The organism is Pseudonocardia nantongensis (assembly GCF_046546495.1).
Taxonomy (GTDB): Bacteria; Actinomycetota; Actinomycetes; order Mycobacteriales; family Pseudonocardiaceae; genus Pseudonocardia; species Pseudonocardia nantongensis.
Map to the genome: position 1 here is coordinate 107,530 of NZ_JBKGXT010000012.1, position 18,595 is coordinate 126,124.

Genomic DNA, 18,595 nt, shown 5'->3' on the forward strand with positions numbered 1-18,595 from the left:
GCAGGACCGACGGTGGGATAGATTCAGCCGCCGACCGGGGCGACGATCGACAGCACGATGAACCCGGCGTTGAGCACCGCGGCGATGCTGGTCGTGATCGTGGCCGCGGTGCGGTGGCTGCTCGGGGCGCCCGAGCGGGCGGCCACGGTCAGACCGATCGAGAGCACCAGCGCCACGACCGGGACGATCCCGAGTCCGGTCCGCCAGTAGAGGGTGGTGAGGATCGCGAGCAGACCCACGGTCCAGGCGGCAATGCCCAGCGCGGGAACAGACTTGGCAGAGGTATACGTCATGCCCTGCCAGTCGCCGTAGCGCACTACTCGTTACGGGCTAGCACTACGGTCATCAGAACTGTGGATCTGGGCGCGCGCGGCGGCCCCGTACCCGCGTCAGCCCTGCCGTCTTCGTGGGTCCGTCCGGAACTCCACCGGCCGGCCGATGATGAAGTAGCTTCTGCCGCCGGGCCCCGGCACACCGCAGGTCAGCCGGGTCGAGCGCCGCACCGGTCCCGCGCAGGTGCCGGAGGTGGTGACACACGGGCGACGCCCGGATCTGGATGTCCGGACGCGGTTCCGCGAGCTCGCTGTTCGGCAACCCGACCGGTCGCGCTCGCACCGGCAAGCAGTTGAGAGCAACCCGGACGCTGCGAGGTTGTTGGTGAAGCAGGCTGAGATCGACGCCGGCACCCCGCTCGGGCACGACGGCCGACCACCGATGCCGCTACTCGGCTCGCGGAGTTGGAGCGTCGTCGAACGGAGTGACAAGCCACGACCCTCTCCTGCGTCGGTCCAAGTCCACGTCCTCCGCGGCTCGTAGACGACACTTGCTTCCCTTACCTGCACCCGCGCCAAGCTAGGACCAACAAACAAGCTCTGTAGCGACAGCCTTCTTGTGCCGTGAAGCCTCACTATGACCATGTGAAGTCAGAGTATGAGCAGGTCAGCACCACTTAAACTGATAGTAATTGTGATAGCGGGAGCGACAGCATTGATCACAGTACTTAACTATGACATCCATGCTGTATGACTAATCGTGATGGCGGACGCGCTGGCAACTGCGACAGTCATAGCCGCACAAGCAGTGATCATGACTGTTCGTTCCTCAACATTCATGTGGGTGCGCTTGTACGCGAGCGCGCCTGCAAGCAGGGGAGACCGATGTGGAGGGCGACGCCTACCCCGCAGGGACGATGACAACGTCGCCGCTACCACAGCTGTCGCGCGCGGAGGCATGCAGGCCTGGGCGGCCGTGTGCATGATCATGTCCACGTCGCAACGACGCTTCAAGCGATCGTGTCTCTGGCTGCGTGCCGGCATGGGCAGGGGAGCGCAGCCACCTGCGTTTTCTCGGCTGGACCGCAGGGCGAGCGTGTCGGTGCTTGCGAGACCGCTACATTGCTCGTGAAGATGGCCTCCCGCTACGCCGCCAGGCAGCCACCGTGGAGGAGATGGAGCGTCAGCGTAATCCAGCAGGGATGACATGACGCCGCACCAACTGCCTGGGGGGAGGGGCTTCCCTCCGTTCACATGACGGGCGGCGGGAGGAGGGTGAGACCGCAGAGGTGGAAAGATCCGTAGTGAGCTCGGGGGAGTCAATGGCCAAGCACGCTGAGGAAGTGGAGCGGACAGCCGCGCTGTCTCGAACGATCGCCCTTGTCAACGACAAGGGTGGAGTCGGTAAGACCACCTTGGCCGTTAACCTCGCCGGCCAGCTGGCCGCGGCCGGGTTCGCTTGTCTGCTGGTGGACCTGAACCGGCAGGCGAACGTCGCCCGCGATCTGGGCTACCGCGACACTGCCAGCGACGACCATGGCCGCAACCTCTTCGATGCAATCACTGGCCGCGGTGTCCTAGAGCCTGTGCCCGGTATCCGGGCGGGTCTCGACGTCGCGCCCGGCGGCATCGAGCTCGACGACCTCGTCTCGCACATGGTCGGCCGGATGGGCCGTGAGGGGCTCGATGCCAACCTCGCGCTGGGGAACGCGCTGGCGCCACTCGCTCCCAGCTACGACTTCGTCATCGTCGACTCGCCGCCCGAGGCCACCACCCTTGTCGACCTGTGCCTCTACGCCGCGCGCTGGATCCTCATCCCGACCCGCAGCGACGAAGCCGGACTCGACGGTATGGCGAACGTGGCGCGGCGATTCGCAGTCGCCAAGCAGTACAACCCCAGCCTGAGCCTGCTGGGCGCCGTGCTGTTCGGCACGGGCGTTCGGTCCACGAGCATTCACGACGAGGTACGCGAGCACATCGCCCAAGCCTTCGGCGGACAGTCCCCGCTGTTCTCAGCCTTCATCAGATTCAGCGAGAAGACCGCACAGAACGGTCGGCGGTTGGGGCGCCTCGCGCACGAGCTGGAGGAGGATCTCGCAGCCCAGCCGGCGTGGTGGAAGGCGCTGCGGGAAGGCAAGCGCCACGGCCCGCGCATTTCAGCGACCGCAGCCTCGGTGGCTGGCGACTACCGCGACCTGGCACTTGAGGTACTGGCGGTCTTGCGCGAGACCGAGGAGCAGGAGACGGCCGAGCCCGAGGCCGCGAAGGGGGCGCAGTAGTGAGCCAGAACCTGACCGACGCCTTCGGGGCGTCCGCGCGGGGGCTCGTCCGTCCGGGCCAGCGCCCACATCGACAGCCCCAACCACCAACCGCCGACCCGGCGGAGGAGCCCCAGGGCGGGCCGAGCGCGGCCGCCCAGACGCCCCCAGAGTCCCTGCCACCTGCACCCGCCGCTGAAGAGCCGTCGGTGCAGGCCGAACCCGAGCCCGCACGCGAGGAAGAACAGGGCGACCAGGCCCCCCACGAGCAGGGACCGGCCCCCGCGACTTCGCAGTCGATCGTGTATCTCGCGCCAGGTCTGCGGGATGCGCTCGACGCGGCGCGCAAGCGCGACCGCCGTACCAACGCCGACCTGGTCTTCGATGCGATCGACCGCGCTCAACATCAGCTCCCGGAGTTGATCCGGCGCCAACAGCGCCTGGATCGCCCGCCGAACAGTCTGTTCTCCGCGCGGCCGAGCCGAACACGCCAGCGTGCGACGACGCCATCGGAGCGCACGGTGCCGTTTTCCTTCCGGGCGACGGCCGACGAGCTCGCCGTCATCGATCGGCTGGTGGAGGAAACTAACGCGAGCTCACGCAGCTCCCTCGTCGCGGCTGCTGTCGCGGCGACCTTCGGTCGAGGGACACGCCGCAAGCGCTGAATGCTGCCCCGCAATGCGGCTGCTCTGTCGGCACCGGCCTCTACACTGACGGGTGCAGCAGCGCCGGTGACCAGCGTAGGAGGTGGGTGTCGTGGCCGGGATGGCACGTGTTGGCCGGTACGGGTCCACCCGGGTCGAGCCGGCCCCGCTGTTCGATGTCACCGACCCGGGCGCGGCCCCGCCGCTGGATGCGCACGAGGTGCTGTTTCGAGCGCCGGTGTCGTTGTCGGTGATGCTCGACGGCATGGCCGAGGCCGAACTGGGTGACGAGGTCGACGCCTGGGGTCGGGCCTACAGCGGGCTGCTGAACCGGTTGCTGCGCGAGGTCCAGGAGTCGTGCGGTTGGGCCGGGGATCCGGAGCGGACCTCGATCCTGTCGCCTGCTCGGTTGGAGCTGGCCGGGGTGGTCGAGGCTGTCACGCCGGGTTTCGAGCAGGCCCGTTGGCACTGCCACGTCTACGTCGGCGCCACGGCAACCATTCTGGCGACGGGGGAGCGGGCCCCGGTCTCGCCCGAGTACTTGTGCGAAGGCGTGTACTCCTCCGCGCAGGGCTTCCACATGAACCAGCTGCGGGCCTTGGCGGAGCAGGAGTTGGAGGTGTCCTGGGGCTTCCCGCGCGACACCTCCTCGATCTACGAGATCGTCGACCCGCCGTGGCATGAGTACATCGGGGAGAACGATCGCGGTGTGTGCCCGGGGCCGTGGCACGTCACCGGCACCCGGGTGCTGGCCGACGCACGGGCGTTGCGGCTGGCTGCCGAGCAGGAGGCGCGGCGTCGCGCTCAGCGGGAGGCTGGGCTCGTTCCCGACCAGGACGAGCTACGTGCGGCCGGCGCGGCCTACTGGGCCCGCATGGTGACGGGTTAACGCCCCACCCACTCCTGCGCCGTCGTGCGCGCGTCGGCGATCCCTGCCCCGTGCCGGGGGCCCTGTCTGGGCGGGCTAGTAGTCGTCGTCGATGTCGTAGCCGTAGTCGTCGTGGCCGTAGTCGATGTCGTAGCCGTGGTCGAGGCCGCGGGCGTGCTGCGCGTGGTGCTGCTGCCCGGGGATGTTGCGTTCGGCTTCGATGTCGAGCTGGTCCCGCTGTGCCCGGACGCTGTAGGCGCCGTGGACGGCGCGCTGCTGCTGCTCACGGGCCTGCACGGGCGCAGAGCGGACCCGCTTCAGCTCGCTCTCACGGGCGGTCTCCCGCAACGTCTCGACGGCCTCCTTCGCCCTGCTCGTCGAGTCGCCGGTATCGGCTGCGATCTCGGTGTCGACCGGAGCCGGCGCCGCGGCCTGGTCCTGGTCGTTGTGCTGGTCAGCGGTGATCGGCTCGGCTGTGTGCTCCGCCGCGGCCGGGGTGGTGGCGGGTTCGGTGGTGTCGGGTAGTTCGAGCTGCTCGCCGCGCTGCTCGGCGGGCAAGGTGGTATCGCGCCAGGCGGGCAGGTTACGGCGGTCGAGTTCGACGGCGGCGGCCTGGTCGGCTTCACGCAGCGGGGCGGTCTGTTCCCACCACTGCTGGCGGGCTTCGTACTCCTGTGCGAGGGCGTCGGCCTGTTCGGTGTAGGTCGCGGCGAGCTCCTGGTGGCGCTGGGCGGTGGCCAGTAGGTCATCGCGGTCACCGGTGGGCTCGGGTGCGTCGGCTTCGGCGCGGGTCAGCAGGGCGTCGTCGCGGATCTCCGCGGCGAGACGCCGGGTCGCGGCCAGGTCCTCGCCCACAGCCCGGGGCCCGTACTCGTCGGCCCGGTACAGCTCCAGCGCCCAGGCTTCCCGGGCCCGGTAGAGCTCGGTGGTGTCCTTCTGCTGCCAGGCCAGCGCGGTCGGGTCCGGGTCGAGGGCCTCGGTGGCTTGACGCCACAGGCTGTAGGCGAAGGGCTGCTCGGGCGGGGGCGCCTGGCCGAGGGACGCCTGGTGGTCAGGGATGCCGCGGTACTCGCGGTAGGCGGCCACCAGCCCGGCACGCCGCTCCCAGTCAGCGCGCTCCTGCGGCGCTTCGACTGGGTCGGGGACCTCGGGCAGCCGGTCGAGGGCCCACTGCGGGGGCTGGGCCGCGATCTCCTGGCCGAGGTTCTGCTGGCGCTCCTGCGCGACGTCGCCGAGCGCGTGAAGGTAGTCCCGGACTTCCCCGGGTGCGAGCGTGTCGGCCACGGTGGTCCAGTCCGCCCCGGCCTCCGCAGTACCTTCGGCCCGTTCGGGTTCGCGGTCCTCGAGCAGCTGGCCGAGGCGCCAGTGCAGCACCTTCGACAGCGCATCGGCGTCGGTGAAGCTGCGCATCCCGACCGCCTCGACCAACAGGGCGCGGGGGTCGTGCCCGTCGAGCTCGGCGGCGTAGACCTTGTTGAGCATGCGCCCGTAGACGGACTCGTTGCGCAGCCGCTCGTGCTGCTCCGGGGTGAGCAGCCCGGCGAGGATGTCGTCGTTGCGGTCGCCGGCGGCGCGCATGCTGACCTGGTTCATCAGCGCACCGATCGTGGCGAACGAGCGCAGGTCGTGCTCGGCGCTGTCGCGCACGGTCAGGGCGGCCTCGGCCACCTCGCTGTGGGTGAGCAGGTCGGCCAGGCGCTGCGCGGGGGTGTCCTCGATGCGGCGCTGGTCGTGCTCGTCCGGGGCCTGCTGGGTCACCAGGTAGATCAGGTTCATCAACCGGCCGCGGGTGATAGCCGGATACAGCGACTCACGGGTGCTATCCCGGCCGGTGACCGCGCGACCGACGTCGACGGTCACACCCTGCGCCGCGTAGTTCGTCAGCGCGTAGGCCAACGTCACGTGCTCGTCAACGTAGTCGTCCGTCAGGTGCGCGATCGCGCCGTGCTCGTCCTGGGCGAGCAGCTGGCCGTGCCGGTCACGGCCGATGACGGTGTAGCGCTGCTTGTTCGTCACCGGACGGTGCTCCCCGTCCGGGCCGGGGTCGACCCGCTGGCGGCTGTCGTTGTTGTTGGCCTGGATCAGGTCCCCGACCCCGATCTCGGTCTCGTCGGGCAGTCGAGTGAGAACTTCGGGGGCCACGTGTCCGACGCGGACTAGCTCCTTATGAATCTTCGTGGACAGCTCGGCGGCCATCTGGTTGGTGTCGACGATGAGCAGGGCGGACTTGCCGTCGAGCATGTCGGCCAAATGCCCGCGCACCGCGTGCTCGGCCATCTCCTCCAGCGACCCGGTCCGGACCCGGCCGCGGTCGGTGTAGGCCGCGACCGCGGACACGTCCCCGGCGCGTAGCTGCAGTGATGCGTCAGCTTCCCACTCGTTGGTGAACCGGTGCACGGTGTCGAGTTCGAAGGTGCCGGGCTGCTCGGCCAGGTGCGCGAACATGCCCCCGGCCCCGACGGGCTGCAGCTGGTGATGGTCCCCGGTCAGAAGCACCTTCGCCCCCGTGGCGGCGGCCAGGTCGGCGATCTCGATCAGTTCTGCGGTGGTGCTCATGCCGCCTTCGTCGACCACGACGAGGTCCCCGGCTTGTAGCCGCTGGCGCACCTGCCCAGTCCGGGTGTCCTGCTCGAGGAACTGCATCCCGAACGCTGCGGTGGTCATCCCCTCCAGGCCAAGCCCGTCGAGGTTCTGCGCCGCGATCTTCGCCGTGGCCAGCCCGAGGACCCGGCCACCCATCTCGGTCCGCCACGCCCCGGCCAATGCACCAACGGTGTGCGACTTACCCGTCCCGGCCGGCCCCACCAGCACATCCACGGTCCGCCCGGACCCCAGCACCCCGGCCACCACCGCCGACTGGTCGGCCGACAGGCCCCGCGACCTCAGGCCGCCAATGGCCGCCTCGATCCGCTCGGGGTCGACGGTCACAGCCCCCTTGGTGTGGGTCAGGGCGCGCAGTCGTTCCTCGCCGGCGATCGCGGCAGTGGTGGCGTAGCGCTCGTCGATGTGAGCGCGGAACATCGACCGACCGTCCCCGCCCGGCCCGATGCGACGCAGCGCGGCCGGTACCGGTACCGGGTCCCCGGCCGAGACCTGCACGAGCCCGTAGCGGCCGGGTGCATCCAGCACCGCGCCGGCCAGCGCGGCCACGAACGCCGGCCGCTGCTCGGCCGCCACCCCGATCCCGGCGTGGTCGCCGAGGCGCTCGTCGATGGCCGCGGTCAGGTTCCCGACCGTCCAGGTCGCGTACTTGACCTGCACGTCGGCGACCCCGGCGACGAGCGCCTGGTCGACGGTAGATCCCAGCGTTGACAGGCCACGGTCGACGGCCATCTCGCCGACCGCGGCCACCCGAGCGGTGGCCGGGTGACCGTCGACGGCTTGCGCGGTGGCCGTGTGGAAGGCATCGATCTCGGCCAGCACCAGGCGGGCGGCCTCGCGGCCGGGGGTGTGGCCGGTCATCCCGTCCGGGGCGGTCATCGTGGCCGTGCCGGGGTGGCCGCCGGTGGCCGCTGCGGCCATCACCTGCTCGTCGACAGCGTCGAGCGCGGCCGCCAGCTTGGCCGCCCGGCCACGCTCCCCGGCCGCCCACGCCGCCACCGCGACCGGACCGGCCAACCCGGACTTGGGCCTGCGGGTGTCCTTGACCGCCTGCTCCACCAGCGCCCGCTTCGCCCGCGACCCCGGAGCCCGCCCGTGCCGACCGGTGTAGGCCTCCACCAGCTCCGCCACCCGCGGCCGCACCTTCTCGTGCGTACGCGTACTGGCCGCGGCCATCAACTCCCGGTCAATCCCGGCAATCTCGCGGGCGACACCGTCGGCGCGCAGCTCAAACACCACGCCCAGCTGCTCGGTCAGCAGCTGCTGATAGGCGCGGGTGTAGGCGGTGGCCATCGCATCCTTGACCGGCCGGAACGCCTGACCGTCCAGCGCCAACACCCGGCCATCGACGGTGACCGCCCGGTTCAGCACCCCGGCGTGCGAGTGCAGCTGCGGCTCCCCGTCCCGGTTGGTGTGGTGGCCATAGATGACCGCGGCCAACCCCGTGGCCGCTTCCCACTCGCCGACTGTCCGCCCCGACGGGCCGCGGCCTTCGTGGCGGCCAGAGCGGACATAGGCCACGTCGCCCTCGGCCGAGGCCAGCGCGATCCGCACCGCCTGCTCGTGTGCCGCCCGCACCGTCTCCGCGCCCTCGTTGTCACCGGCCGCGAGCAGCGCCGTGTAGTACAGCGACACCGACTTCACCGGCGAGAACGTCACGTCGTAGTAGGCCGTCGGGGTGCGGGTGTTCTTCTTCGCCGACGTCTCGATCTCGAACCGGCGCTCGGCTGTGGCTTCGGGCTCAGCCTTGAGCGCATCGGCCACGATCTGCGCCGCCGTGCGGAACTTCCGCGGCTTCGAACCCAGGTAGATCGGGCTCTTCTCGGTCGATCCGGGCACCACGTGCGCGGGGTAGCGCAGCTGCCCGAAGATGGCCCGAACATCCCCCGCAGAGGCCGTGTCACCGGCCTGCACCGGCAGGCCCAGTGCCTCGAGACCGGATCCGAACCACACCCCGTCCGGCTCCCCGCGTTCGGTCGCCGACTGCAGATATTCGGCGCCGCCGTGGTGGACCTGAGAGCGTTCGAGACCGGGTCCGTCGGCCTCCACAGCGGGGGAGTCGACACCCTGTTCCGGAGCCTGCTCCGGGCGCGAATCGCAGCCGTGGAGCAGGTACTCGACAGACCCGGGCGCCATCGCGGTCACTCGCACGACGCCCATGGCGAGAAGGCTACGGGAGGGCCCGCGTCACCTGCAAGATCATTTGATGCATAGGTGTGATGACCTGAAAGTGATGGGAGGAAGATCTAGGATGAGGACGAGAGGAAGCAAGAAGAGGATCTAGAAGTCAGTGGTGAGGACGTGGTGGACTGAGCAGAGAGTGGAGAGAGGAGGGCTGAGATGATCGGAGCAAGGAAGAACTGAGCAGGGAAGTGCTCAGGTAGCTGGAGTGACGGCTGAGCGGGTCAGCTGATGGCTGCAGCCGGGTGTAGTTCGGGGACACCGACCGGTGGCCTTCACTGCGGCACATGGGTCACCATCTGATGGCCGGGCAGAGAGTTCATGTGCCCGCAGATCGGATGCCGAACGGTCGGGCTGGAAGCGTCAGACAACCTCGGGGGTGGCCCACAGTGGCGGGTAAGAACAGGACCAAGAACGACCGGCAGGTCCGGGACCGGGTCGCGGAGCTGGCGGCGGCTCGGGATCGGCTCGACGCCGAGGAAGCCGAGCGCCGGCGGCGCGAGGACGAGGCGTTCGAGCGCTACGCGCGTGCGGACGCCGACGCCGCCCAGATCGTCGCCGAGCGCGACGCCACACTGGCGGACCTCGAGTCGCAGGCGCAGCGCGCCCGCGACGCCGCCACGGCCAGCCTCGGGGAGGTCGAGGCGCGGCAGCGCGAGATCCTCGCCGAGTTCCACGCCGGCGGCCGCAAGGCCGACGACCTTGCCGCGATGTTCGGGCTCGCGGTCAAACGGGTGCGGACGCTTCTGCGGCAGGCCCGGCCCCCGGTCGGGGCTGCCGCCCCCGCGGCCGCGCCGCAGGCGCGCGTCGCCACCGATGCGGCCACTCCAGCGGCACCGCCGGCCGAACCGACCGATCCGGCGGCCACCGCAGCGGTCACAGATTCGGCGGCTCGGGCGACCGCCTGAGCCGGCCCGCGCTACCCAGGTCGCCCGTCGCCGTGGCCGCGGGAGGCACTGTGCCGCCGTAGGCGGGTCCGCCGAACGCTCGGCCCGGCGCGGTCCCTGAGCGCCTCGCGCGCCGGCCGCGCCGCGTCCGCCGGCGCCCTCGCATCGTGATCCGGTCGCGGGACCGGTGGCGGGTGTGAGCCGCACTCGCTGGGCCTGCCGGACACACGAAGAAGGGGCCCCGCCGGTGGCGGGGCCCCTTCTTGTTGGTCGGGTCAGGCGGGCTGGCGGGCGTGCCAGTCGGATACGACGAACTTGTCGCGGGCCTGCAGGCAGCGCCAGTCCCGGTTCAGGCGCGCGTTCCGCTCGGCGGCCGTCGCGGACGTGGCGGCGATGTGGTCGCAGCGGGCGATCAGTACATCGGCGCGGCTGGTGGTGGCGGGCAGGATCGGCATCCCGGCGGTGCCGCTGTCGCGACAGTCCTCGCACATCCCGTCGTCGTGGGTGCGCTGCCGGTCGCGGGTCGCCCGCTCCACTCCGCACGCCACGCACGGCAGGCCACGCATGGGCGGCACGGCCGCGCGGTCGTAGTCGAGCTGGTCGTAGTCGGACTGCTCGTCGGTGACCTCGGCCGGGTCCACGCGCTCGGCGAAGTAGCGCCGCGTCGCGGTGTCGTTGTCCGTGGCGCGCTGGCTCCGCCGCGCCTGCGGGGTGCCCCGACGGGTAGCTACCGCGCTCGGCCTGCGGCGGGCGTACTCGCGGCGCTCCGCCCGGTTCGCCTGCGCCGCGCGCTCGGCCTGCTGTGCGGCCTCGGTGTGGCGCTCCGACCGCGGCGCGCACGCCTCCACCAACTCCCGCCCGGCGGCATCGCTGACCTTCCACAGGTGCCGCAGCCGCGGGACCGCCACCGTCGGGTGCTGCTCCAGGGCGACGAGGATCTGCCCCAGCAGTGCGCGGGTCTCGGTGTCGGTCGTGTCGGCGACCCGTGCGGTACGGCGCCGCGCCTCGCGGGTCGCGCCTGCCGCGATCAGGTCGGCCACCTGGCCCATCTCCTCGGCCGCGTCCACCGTCGTCGTGTCGGTCATCGTGTCCATCGAGACTGCGCTCCCTTGCTGGCCGGTGTGTTCGCACAAGCGGGTGGGCCTGTCGGCCCGTGAGGGGCAGCGGGCGTCGTCCCCGCTGCCGCTTCGCGGCGGTCGCACGGCCTCCGAGGCTCGACGTCAAGGGCAGCCCGAAGGGCTGTCGCCGAAGGCGACGCGGAGCTTGCGGAGCGCCCTTGATGTGGAGTGAGGCCGTGCTCAAGCTTTAGGGCCGACAGGCCCATCCGCCCCGCCGCCAGGCGGGTCCTCGAGGGTTCTCGGCCTGCCGCGGCCTTGAGCGGCCCTACGCCACCGGCCGGCCGCCGCACACCGCCCGACAACCAGCTGAGCCCGGCGCCGAATCACTGGATGCCGCCGCGGTCGGGCACCGCGGCACAAAGGACGGGGCCCCGCCGGCGGCGGGGCCCCCCGTGCCCGGGCGGGCCGCCCTTAGAAGGGCGGCTCCTCGTCGTCCAGGTCGACCTCCGACTCGGGGACCGGGACCGGGCCGGCGTCCTCCCAGTCGTAGCGGAGGAACTCGTCGACGATCAGGGTGTCGCGCTCGGTGTAGCCGTCGACGATGTCGTAGGTGGTCGCGCTCATCTGGGGCCTCCGGTGGTCGGTGCGGCTGGAACGCGGCGCAGCCTCAGCACACCCGTGCCGGGTCCCGAAGGGACGCCGGGGATCCGGTGCTGGCCCGTGCGGGTGAGACCGCCGACCGGCCCCGAACTTCCCGGCCCGCCAGCCCAATCGGGGCCCGCCCGCCCCGGCCGGGATCAGCGACGGTGACCACCCAACCGGGCGAGCTGCCGAGCCCGGTCGGGCCGCAGCGCAGCCGACCCGCACCCCGCGCGACGCCCACGAGGCGGTATCACCCGCACGGGTCGGCGGCGGAGCATCGGTGCTCGCCCGGCGCGGGTGTGCTGACCTTCGGGCGATCCAGCCGTGCCGACCACCGGAGGCCCTACCCGCACCGCTCCAGGCACCGCCGACCACCGACGGTGCCCACCGGCACCGAGCTGGCGACCAGGCCATACCGACCGGCACCGAGCTGGTGACCTCGCCCTGCCCACCGGCACCGAGCTGGCGACGGGGTCCTGTCCACCGGCACCGGGCGGGTGACCGGCCGCTGCCCGGCCGGCACCGGCGGCTCCCCGCTCACAGCTCCTGGGGGGTCAGGCCCCACGCCTCCGCGGTGTCAGCGGCGAGACGCTCTCTCTCAGAGAGCGCGGCGAGTACGTCGGACCCGCTGGTGACCAGCGTCGCCCCCTGCCGGATCAGCTGGTGGGCCCCGACCGAAGCAGCCGAGGTGACCGGACCGGGCACCCCCATCACCGGGAGGCCCAGATCACGTGCGGCCGCAGCGACCCGCATCGCCGCGCAACGGGCCGCGGCCTCGACAACCACGGTGGCCTCCCCAAGACCGGCAAGCACCCGAGCACAACCGTGCATGCGGTGACGACCCGGTGTCGTGCCGGGCGGCAGCGCAGACACGACCAGCCCGCTCTGAGCGATCCGCTCGAGCAGGTTCTCGTGCGCGGCCGGGTAGGCCCGGTCGACACCGCAGCCGAGCACCGCCACCGCCGCGCCGTGTGCGGCCAGGACGCCGCGGTGCACGGCGGCGGCGACCCCGAACCCGGCCCCGGAGATGACCGTGCGCCCGGCAGCGGCAAGCTCGCCGCCGAAGTCGGCGGCCACGTGAGCGCCGTATCCGGACGCCGCGGTCGACCCCGTCAGCGTGATCGACGGCGCGCAGAGAATCTCCAGACCAGCGTGGCCACGCACCCACAGCCCCACAGTCCCGGTCAGGGCCGCGGCGGCGGGCCACTGGGCGTCCTCGGGGATCAGCAACCGCGCCCCGCACCGGGCCGCGGCCTCACCGTCACCGGCGGCCCCGGCCACCGCGGCCTGCACCCGCGCAGGGGTCACGTGCCCGCGCAGCTCCTCGGGAATGTCACCGCCGGTGAGCTGCTCGGCTGCGGCGAGAGCCCCGACGTCGAGGATGAGCTGGTCCAGGGCGGGGCGGCCTCGGTCGGCCAGCCGTAGCAGGAACGCGCGCGCCGCGCGCAGCTCGGCCAGGGGATCCGGGCCGCGGGTCGGGGCAGGGATCGACGGGCGGGTGTGGGTCAGCATCAGGGGCACCTCTCAGGCAGTGGGTGGGGAAAGAGGTGTGCCCCCGGGAGTGATGTCTCCCGGGGGCACACGACCAGGTTCTTCGTCGAGCGCGTCAGTGCTCGGGCTCGTGGTCGAGGTCGTCCGCGGCCTCGCGTTCGGCCAGCTCACGCACGACCAGGCTGTGGTGCAGGATCTGCTCGTCGTCGGCGAGCTGGCGGCGGGGATCGTCGCCGTGGCCCAGCTCCCCGGCGGCCTCGCGCTGCTCGGCGGCGGCGAGGGCCTGCTCGGCGCGGTGCACTGCCACGTTGGCGTGGCAGATCGCGTTCAACGTGGGAAGCGACCGGTCACCCCAGTAGTCGCGCTTGTCGCGGGCGGCCATCTGCTCGAAGAGAGCCTCGTCGAGCGCGGCCGCGGCGCGGCCGACGGCCGGCGCCCGGAACGATCCGTCGGGCATCAGCCCGAGGTCGTTCACCGCGTTCGCCTCGTAGTGCTCCGGCGGCATGATGTCGCCGTAGTAGAAGCCCGACCCGGGGCTGGTCTCCTCGCTGTCGGCCATCCCGAGTTCGAGCATGCGGGCGTCGATCTTCTCGCCGTGCTCGTCCCACCCGGCTGCGCTGGTGTCGATCATCATGTGACTCCTGTTCGTCGTGGCGGCACCGGCCCTGTGCAAAGGATTGGCCCGGCCCGTGGGGAGGGCCGGGCCGTGAGAGGTGCGGGTGGTCAGGGCTCGGGCTCGTTCTCCGGCTCGGACTCGGCCCGGTCGATGGTGATGTTGTGCGCGGTGGGGATCACCAGGGCGCTGGTGATGCGGTGCTCGCCGGCGCAGTCTGGGCAGGGGACGACTTCCCCGGCCTCGTGGGCGCCGGGGATGATCCCGCCGCCGTCGGTGCACCCGTCGGTGAACTCGACCAGGGTGTTGTCGTCGCTGAGCAGCAGCCCGTCGGCGTTGATGTAGAACTTCTCGGCCATCTCGGGGTACCTCCGTGTGCTCGGTCGGTGCGGCTGGAACGCGGCGCAGCCTCAGCACGGCCCGGGGCGGGGCCCGTAGGGCCCGGCGGGAACCCGGTGCTGGCCCGACCGGTGTGAGACCGCCCCCAGGCCACGACAACCCCGCACCGCCACGCCAGCGGCGCCGCGGGCATCCCGTCCGGCACCGGGCGAGGGCGACAACAGGTGAATCAGGGCCGCGCTAGCCCTGTTCGGGGACGGGCGCGCCGGCCCCGCGGTGGCACGGCAACCGGCAGGGGCGGTGTCACCCGGGCGGGTCGGCACCGGGTTATCGGCGCGCAGCCGCCCCGGGGTGTGCTGACCTTCGGGCGGTCCAATCGCACCGACCGAGCACACGACCGGACCCCGGCGTGCTGGATCCGGTCACATCGTGGGCCAGGGTGGTCAGGGTGGCGGCAGGAGTGTGGCGCCTTCGCGGGTTGCGGCCTGGTGGGCGAGTCGTCGGAACGACTCCCGGGCCTGTTCGACCTGCCCGGGGTCGCCGACCAGTCCGGCGGCGAACTCGTCGACGGTCCAGGTCATGGTCAGGCCGTGGCGGGCGAGGTAGAGCGCAACCCGGCGGATCTGCCACCGGTCGCCGGTGTCGAGCCAGACGTAGCCGAGCAGCTGCCAGCACCAGCGCGCGATCCGCGCGGGCCGCTGTGCGTTCTGCACGGTCTTGACCTCGACGAGGGTGTCGCCGATGAGCAGGTCGGCTTCGGCCCAGTGCGGGATCAGCAGGGGGCTGGCGTAGCCGAGGCCCGCGCCGGGGGCCGGGTTGTCGGCCCAGCGGCGCCAGCGTGTGAGGGTGCCGGATTCCTTGAGGCGTCGGGCGATGGCGGCGGCATCGTCGACGACCGCCGGCGGGCACAGGCCCCGTAGCTGCTCCACGGTCGCCGTGGTGGTGGTCTCGGCCAGTGCGGCCAGCCCGGGTGGTGTGGTGCCGCCGCGGTAGCGGTCCTCACCGGCCGCCCAGGCGCCGTAGGCGCGCGCCAGCCCGGTCTCGGCGCCGTGGCTGCCGATCGTGCCGGTCGGGGCGTGGATGTAATGGAAGCGGCGGCCGCGCTCGGCGAGCTCGGCCAAGGCGGCGTCGCCCCAGCGTGGCGCCGGCGCAGCCGGGGCCGGGCTGGTGATGGCCAGGATGTCGCTCGGGGTGGGTCGCACCCCGGCCGCGACGGCGGCCAGGTCGGGTTCGGTCTCGAGCACGGGCCGCATGGCCGGGTATCCGGCCGCGATCCGGTGGGCGGCGCAGGCCGAGAGCAGCCCGGCGGCGACCAGGCCATCGAGCGCCGCATAGGGCGGGGAGTCCTGCACCAGCGCGGCCAGCCGGGCCGAGGTGACCGAGCCGACCGCGGCCCCATTCGCGGTCTTCGAGCGGGACGCCGTCGACGAGCACTTCGCCGCGATGGGTGCCTCGTGGGACCCCGACGAGGACCTCGACGCCTGGGTGCGGCGCCTCTACGGGAACCTCGACCGCGACGACGACGGCATCGTCACCCACCCCGCTCCGGCCTCGGCGCAGCTCGGGCTGCAGTGGCGCCCGGGTGTGAGGTACGACCAGCTCCACGCCGCGGTCCGTGAGCACGTGCCGGCGGGGTCGAGCGCGGCCGTCGCCGTCCTCGAGGGCGGCGAGGTCTGGGCGACCCTCGTCGTCGGGTTCGACGCCGACCACCGGGTCACCCTGATCACGACCGCCGACCCCTTCGCCCCGCTCGCCGGGTCCCCGCAGGAGATCCTCGACGGACTGGTCGCGCTGGCCCGCGAGCGCCACGGCGCCTGTGACACCGGCGTCGCGATCGAACGCGCCGACGCCGACCGCCTCCTCGACGAGGGTGTGACACGCGAACAGCTCACCGCTGCTGCCCTCGCTGCCCGCTGGTGAGCGATCACGAGAGAGGTCCCGATGACGAGTGCGCCGGCCAAGCGCGCCGGCATGATCGTGCACGAGCAGGAGCCGTACAACGCCGAGCCGCCCCGGGCGGCGCTCGCCGAGAACGTGATCACCCCGGTGGAGGTGTTCTACGGCCGCAACCACGGCACCGTGCCCGAGATCGACCCGCGGGCGTGGCGGCTGCGGGTCGGCGGCATGGTCGAGCACGCTCTGGAGCTCTCGCTGGCCGAGCTCCAGCACCGGTTCGCGCCCGTGGAGGTGACCGCCACCCTCCAGTGCGCCGGCAACCGTCGCGCCGGGTTGATGGCCTACCGCGACATCCCCGGGCAGCACCCGTGGGGAGCGGGCGCGACGTCGACGGCCCGCTGGCGCGGAGCTCGCCTGACCGACGTCCTGCACGCCTGTGGCCTCGGAGCCCACGTCACGGACATCGCGTTCGACGCCCCCGACGTCGCGCCGGAGGCCGACCCGCCGCAGCCCTTCGGGGGGTCGATCCCGGTGGACAAGGCCACCGCGCCGGAGGTCCTGCTGGCCTGGGAGATGAACGGTGAGGCGCTGACCACCGCGCACGGTGGGCCCGTCCGCGTGGTCGTTCCCGGCTACATCGGCGCCCGCAGCGTCAAGTGGGTCGAGCGGATCACCGCCCAGGACCACCCGTCGGACAACTTCTTCCAGCAGGGTGCCTACCGGCTGCTGCCCGCCGACACCGACACGGCACGGACGCGCCCGGGAGACGGCGTAGCGCTGGGAGCGGTCGCGCTCGACTCCGAGATCCTCGTCCCCGACGACGGCGACGAGCTGCCCGCCGGGCCGACCCGGGTGGCCGGCTACGCCTTCGCCGGTGACGACCGCACCGTGGTCCGCGTCGACGTCACCACCGACGGCGGCGGCACCTGGGTCCAGGCCGATCTCGACGCGCAGCCCACGCCCTGGACCTGGCGGTTCTGCACGCCCGTGTCGACGTCCCGCCCGGCCGGGTCGAGATCATGGCGCGTGCCTGGGACAGCACCGCGGCCGTGCAGCCCGAGCACGCCGCCACCGTGTGGAACCCCAAGGGCTACGTCAACAACTCCTGGCCCTCCGTCACCGTGACCGCGTCCTAGTGGTCGAGATCGTCGCCGTGGTGGTCGGGCTGGTGACGCTGACGGCGGGGGTCCGGGCGGGCGCACGTCAGCTCGGTGTCCCCGACCCGATCGCGCTGTTGGTGGTGGGCGCGGCGGTGTCGTGGGTGCCGGGGGTCCCGCCGCTGCGCATCGACCCGGACCTGGTCCTGGTCGTCCTGCTGCCGGTGCTGTTGTACTGCGCGGCGTTCGCCGCCTCGCTGCCGGCGTTCCGGCGTCACGTGCGGCCGATCCTGCTGCTCTCCGTCGGCCTGACGATCGTCTCGGCGCTGGCGGTCGGTGTGGTGGCGACCGCCGTCGTCCCCGGCCTCGGGTTCGCCGCGGCGTGCGCGCTCGGAGCCGCCGTCGCGCCACCCGACGCCGTGGCCGCGACCGCCGTCGCGCGCGGGGTCCGCCTGCCGCGCCGGGTGGAGGCGCTGCTCGAGGGCGAGAGCCTGTTCAACGACGCCGCGGCGCTGACCGTGCTCACCGTCGCCGTCGGCGCGGCTACCGGCGAGAGCCTGTCCTTCGCCCGGGCGACGGGGCAGTTCCTGCTCAGCGCCCTCGGCGGGCTCGTCATCGGTGGAGTCGTGGCACTGGTGGTGGCCTGGGTGCGTCGTCGCGTCCTCAACCCCTACACCGACGTCATGGTCTTCCTGGTCGCTCCGTTCGCGGCGTTCCTCCCCGCCGACGTGGTGGGCGCGTCCGGCCTGGTCGCGGTGGTGACCGCCGGGCTCTACCTCGGCCACCGCGCGACGGCGATCATGGAGCCGGGCGCGAGGGTCGTGACCGGGTCGGTGCGGACCGCGGTGTCGTGGCTCCTCGAGGGCGTCGTCTTCCTGCTGGTCGGCCTGGAACTGCGTGAGGTGGTCGCCGGGCTCGCGTCGACCCCGCTGCGCGTCGTGGTGGTGTCGTCCGCTGCGGTCGTGCTCACCCTGATCGTCGTCCGTGTCGTCTGGCTGGCCCTCACCGAGCAGGCGGTACCTGCCGTCGTCGGGCGCCGTCGGGCCACGTGGGGGGAGTCGACGTTGACCGCGTGGGCGGGGATGCGCGGCGCGGTGTCCCTGGCCGCGGTGCTGACCCTGCCGGTCGTGGTGCCGAACGGGGGAGCCTTCCCCCAGCGCGACCTGATCGTCTTCCTGACATTCGTGGTCATCGTGGCGACCCTGCTGGGTCAGGGACTGACCCTGCCGCTCCTGGCGCGCCGGCTGGTCGCCGGCGACGCGGAGACGGCCGTGGAGGCACAGCAGGAGGCACAGGCGCGTCGGGAAGCCGCCGACGCCGCGATGGCCCGCCTGGAGGAGATGCAGCGGGACGCTCCCGGCGGGGAGGAGATCGTCGATCAGCTCCGTCGCCGGGTGCAGAACCGTGTGCGCGCCGCCGACGAACAGCTCGCCGCGATCGGGACGCAGGCCGACATCGCCGAGGGCGATCCGCGTGCCTACCTCGAGCCTCGTGGGGCGCCCGGTGCCGGGCAGCAGGAGCTCCCCCGGGACACCTACCGGCGGTTCGGCCAAGCCATGATCGTCGCCGAGAGGGCCCGTCTGCTCGCCCTGCGCGACGGCGGGCGTCTCGGTGAGGACGCGTTCGTGCGCATCCAGCGCGAGCTCGACCTCGAGCAGGCCGCGCTCCTCGTGCGCTGAGATCCGACCGGGTGTGATCGAGGTCGGTGATCGGATTTCGCCCCGGTACGGCGGCGCTCTCTCCGTCGA

General features: G+C 72.3%; 14 protein-coding genes and 1 pseudogene. 7 read left to right on the forward strand and 8 right to left on the reverse strand.

The features are described 5' to 3' along the window. Positions 1-23 precede the first annotated feature (23 nt). The gene (locus tag ACLFMI_RS14775; RefSeq protein ID WP_410948416.1) at positions 24-293 is read right to left on the reverse strand and encodes a hypothetical protein; all 270 of its coding nucleotides are present in this window, start codon (positions 291-293) and stop codon (positions 24-26) included. Positions 294-1,594: 1,301 nt separating this feature from the next. Here ACLFMI_RS14775 and ACLFMI_RS14780 point away from each other — a divergent pair. The 3 genes from ACLFMI_RS14780 (at position 1,595) to ACLFMI_RS14790 (ending at position 4,063) form a co-directional block, all read left to right on the forward strand. Next, on the forward strand, positions 1,595-2,551 hold the full coding sequence (locus ACLFMI_RS14780) for a ParA family protein (protein WP_410948417.1): 957 nt from the start codon (positions 1,595-1,597) through the stop codon (positions 2,549-2,551). A gap of 188 nt (positions 2,552-2,739) precedes the next feature. Next, positions 2,740-3,195, forward strand: a complete 456-nt coding sequence (locus ACLFMI_RS14785; protein ID WP_410948418.1) for a hypothetical protein — start codon at positions 2,740-2,742, stop codon at positions 3,193-3,195. 91 nt (positions 3,196-3,286) lie between these two features. Continuing rightward, complete coding sequence (locus ACLFMI_RS14790; RefSeq protein WP_410948419.1) at positions 3,287-4,063, forward strand: hypothetical protein; 777 nt, start codon at positions 3,287-3,289, stop codon at positions 4,061-4,063. Positions 4,064-4,138: 75 nt separating this feature from the next. Here the strand turns inward: ACLFMI_RS14790 and mobF are convergent, their stop codons facing one another. Next, positions 4,139-8,803, reverse strand: coding sequence for a MobF family relaxase (mobF, locus tag ACLFMI_RS14795; RefSeq protein ID WP_410948420.1), 4,665 nt, complete (start codon positions 8,801-8,803; stop codon positions 4,139-4,141). 410 nt (positions 8,804-9,213) lie between these two features. Here mobF and ACLFMI_RS14800 point away from each other — a divergent pair, with 410 nt between their 5' ends. After that, complete coding sequence (locus tag ACLFMI_RS14800) at positions 9,214-9,732, forward strand: translation initiation factor IF-2 (protein ID WP_410948421.1); 519 nt, start codon at positions 9,214-9,216, stop codon at positions 9,730-9,732. Between the two features lie 254 nt (positions 9,733-9,986). On the opposite strand, the gene ACLFMI_RS14805 is transcribed toward ACLFMI_RS14800, so the two are convergent. The 6 genes from ACLFMI_RS14805 to ACLFMI_RS14830 all read right to left on the reverse strand — a co-directional run bounded on the left by ACLFMI_RS14805 (position 9,987) and on the right by ACLFMI_RS14830 (position 15,206). Next, a complete protein-coding gene (locus tag ACLFMI_RS14805) occupies positions 9,987-10,805 on the reverse strand; it encodes a hypothetical protein (protein WP_410948422.1) in 819 nt (272 codons plus the stop codon). Positions 10,806-11,240: 435 nt separating this feature from the next. Beyond that, positions 11,241-11,393 carry a hypothetical protein gene (locus ACLFMI_RS14810; RefSeq protein WP_410948423.1) on the reverse strand — a complete coding sequence of 51 codons (153 nt, stop codon included), beginning with the start codon at positions 11,391-11,393 and terminating at the stop codon, positions 11,241-11,243. Positions 11,394-11,948: 555 nt separating this feature from the next. Beyond that, positions 11,949-12,923, reverse strand: coding sequence for a DNA-processing protein DprA (locus ACLFMI_RS14815; protein WP_410948424.1), 975 nt, complete (start codon positions 12,921-12,923; stop codon positions 11,949-11,951). A 94-nt stretch (positions 12,924-13,017) separates the two neighbouring features. Further along, positions 13,018-13,533 carry a hypothetical protein gene (locus tag ACLFMI_RS14820; protein WP_410948425.1) on the reverse strand — a complete coding sequence of 172 codons (516 nt, stop codon included), beginning with the start codon at positions 13,531-13,533 and terminating at the stop codon, positions 13,018-13,020. Between the two features lie 92 nt (positions 13,534-13,625). Further along, a complete protein-coding gene (locus ACLFMI_RS14825) occupies positions 13,626-13,874 on the reverse strand; it encodes a hypothetical protein (RefSeq protein ID WP_410948426.1) in 249 nt (82 codons plus the stop codon). Positions 13,875-14,297: 423 nt separating this feature from the next. Then, positions 14,298-15,206 carry a hypothetical protein gene (locus tag ACLFMI_RS14830; RefSeq protein ID WP_410948427.1) on the reverse strand — a complete coding sequence of 303 codons (909 nt, stop codon included), beginning with the start codon at positions 15,204-15,206 and terminating at the stop codon, positions 14,298-14,300. Between the two features lie 22 nt (positions 15,207-15,228). Here ACLFMI_RS14830 and ACLFMI_RS14835 point away from each other — a divergent pair, with 22 nt between their 5' ends. From ACLFMI_RS14835 to ACLFMI_RS14845, 3 genes and pseudogenes are all read left to right on the forward strand, one after another. Next, positions 15,229-15,774: a hypothetical protein gene (locus ACLFMI_RS14835; RefSeq protein ID WP_410948428.1), complete on the forward strand. Its 546-nt coding sequence runs from the start codon at positions 15,229-15,231 to the stop codon at positions 15,772-15,774. Between the two features lie 204 nt (positions 15,775-15,978). Then, positions 15,979-16,886 (forward strand): annotated as a pseudogene (locus ACLFMI_RS14840) (sulfite oxidase). Next, the gene (locus ACLFMI_RS14845; protein ID WP_410948429.1) at positions 16,886-18,526 is read left to right on the forward strand and encodes a Na+/H+ antiporter; all 1,641 of its coding nucleotides are present in this window, start codon (positions 16,886-16,888) and stop codon (positions 18,524-18,526) included. Before ACLFMI_RS14840 ends, ACLFMI_RS14845 begins: the two are co-directional and overlap by 1 nt. Positions 18,527-18,595 lie beyond the last annotated feature (69 nt).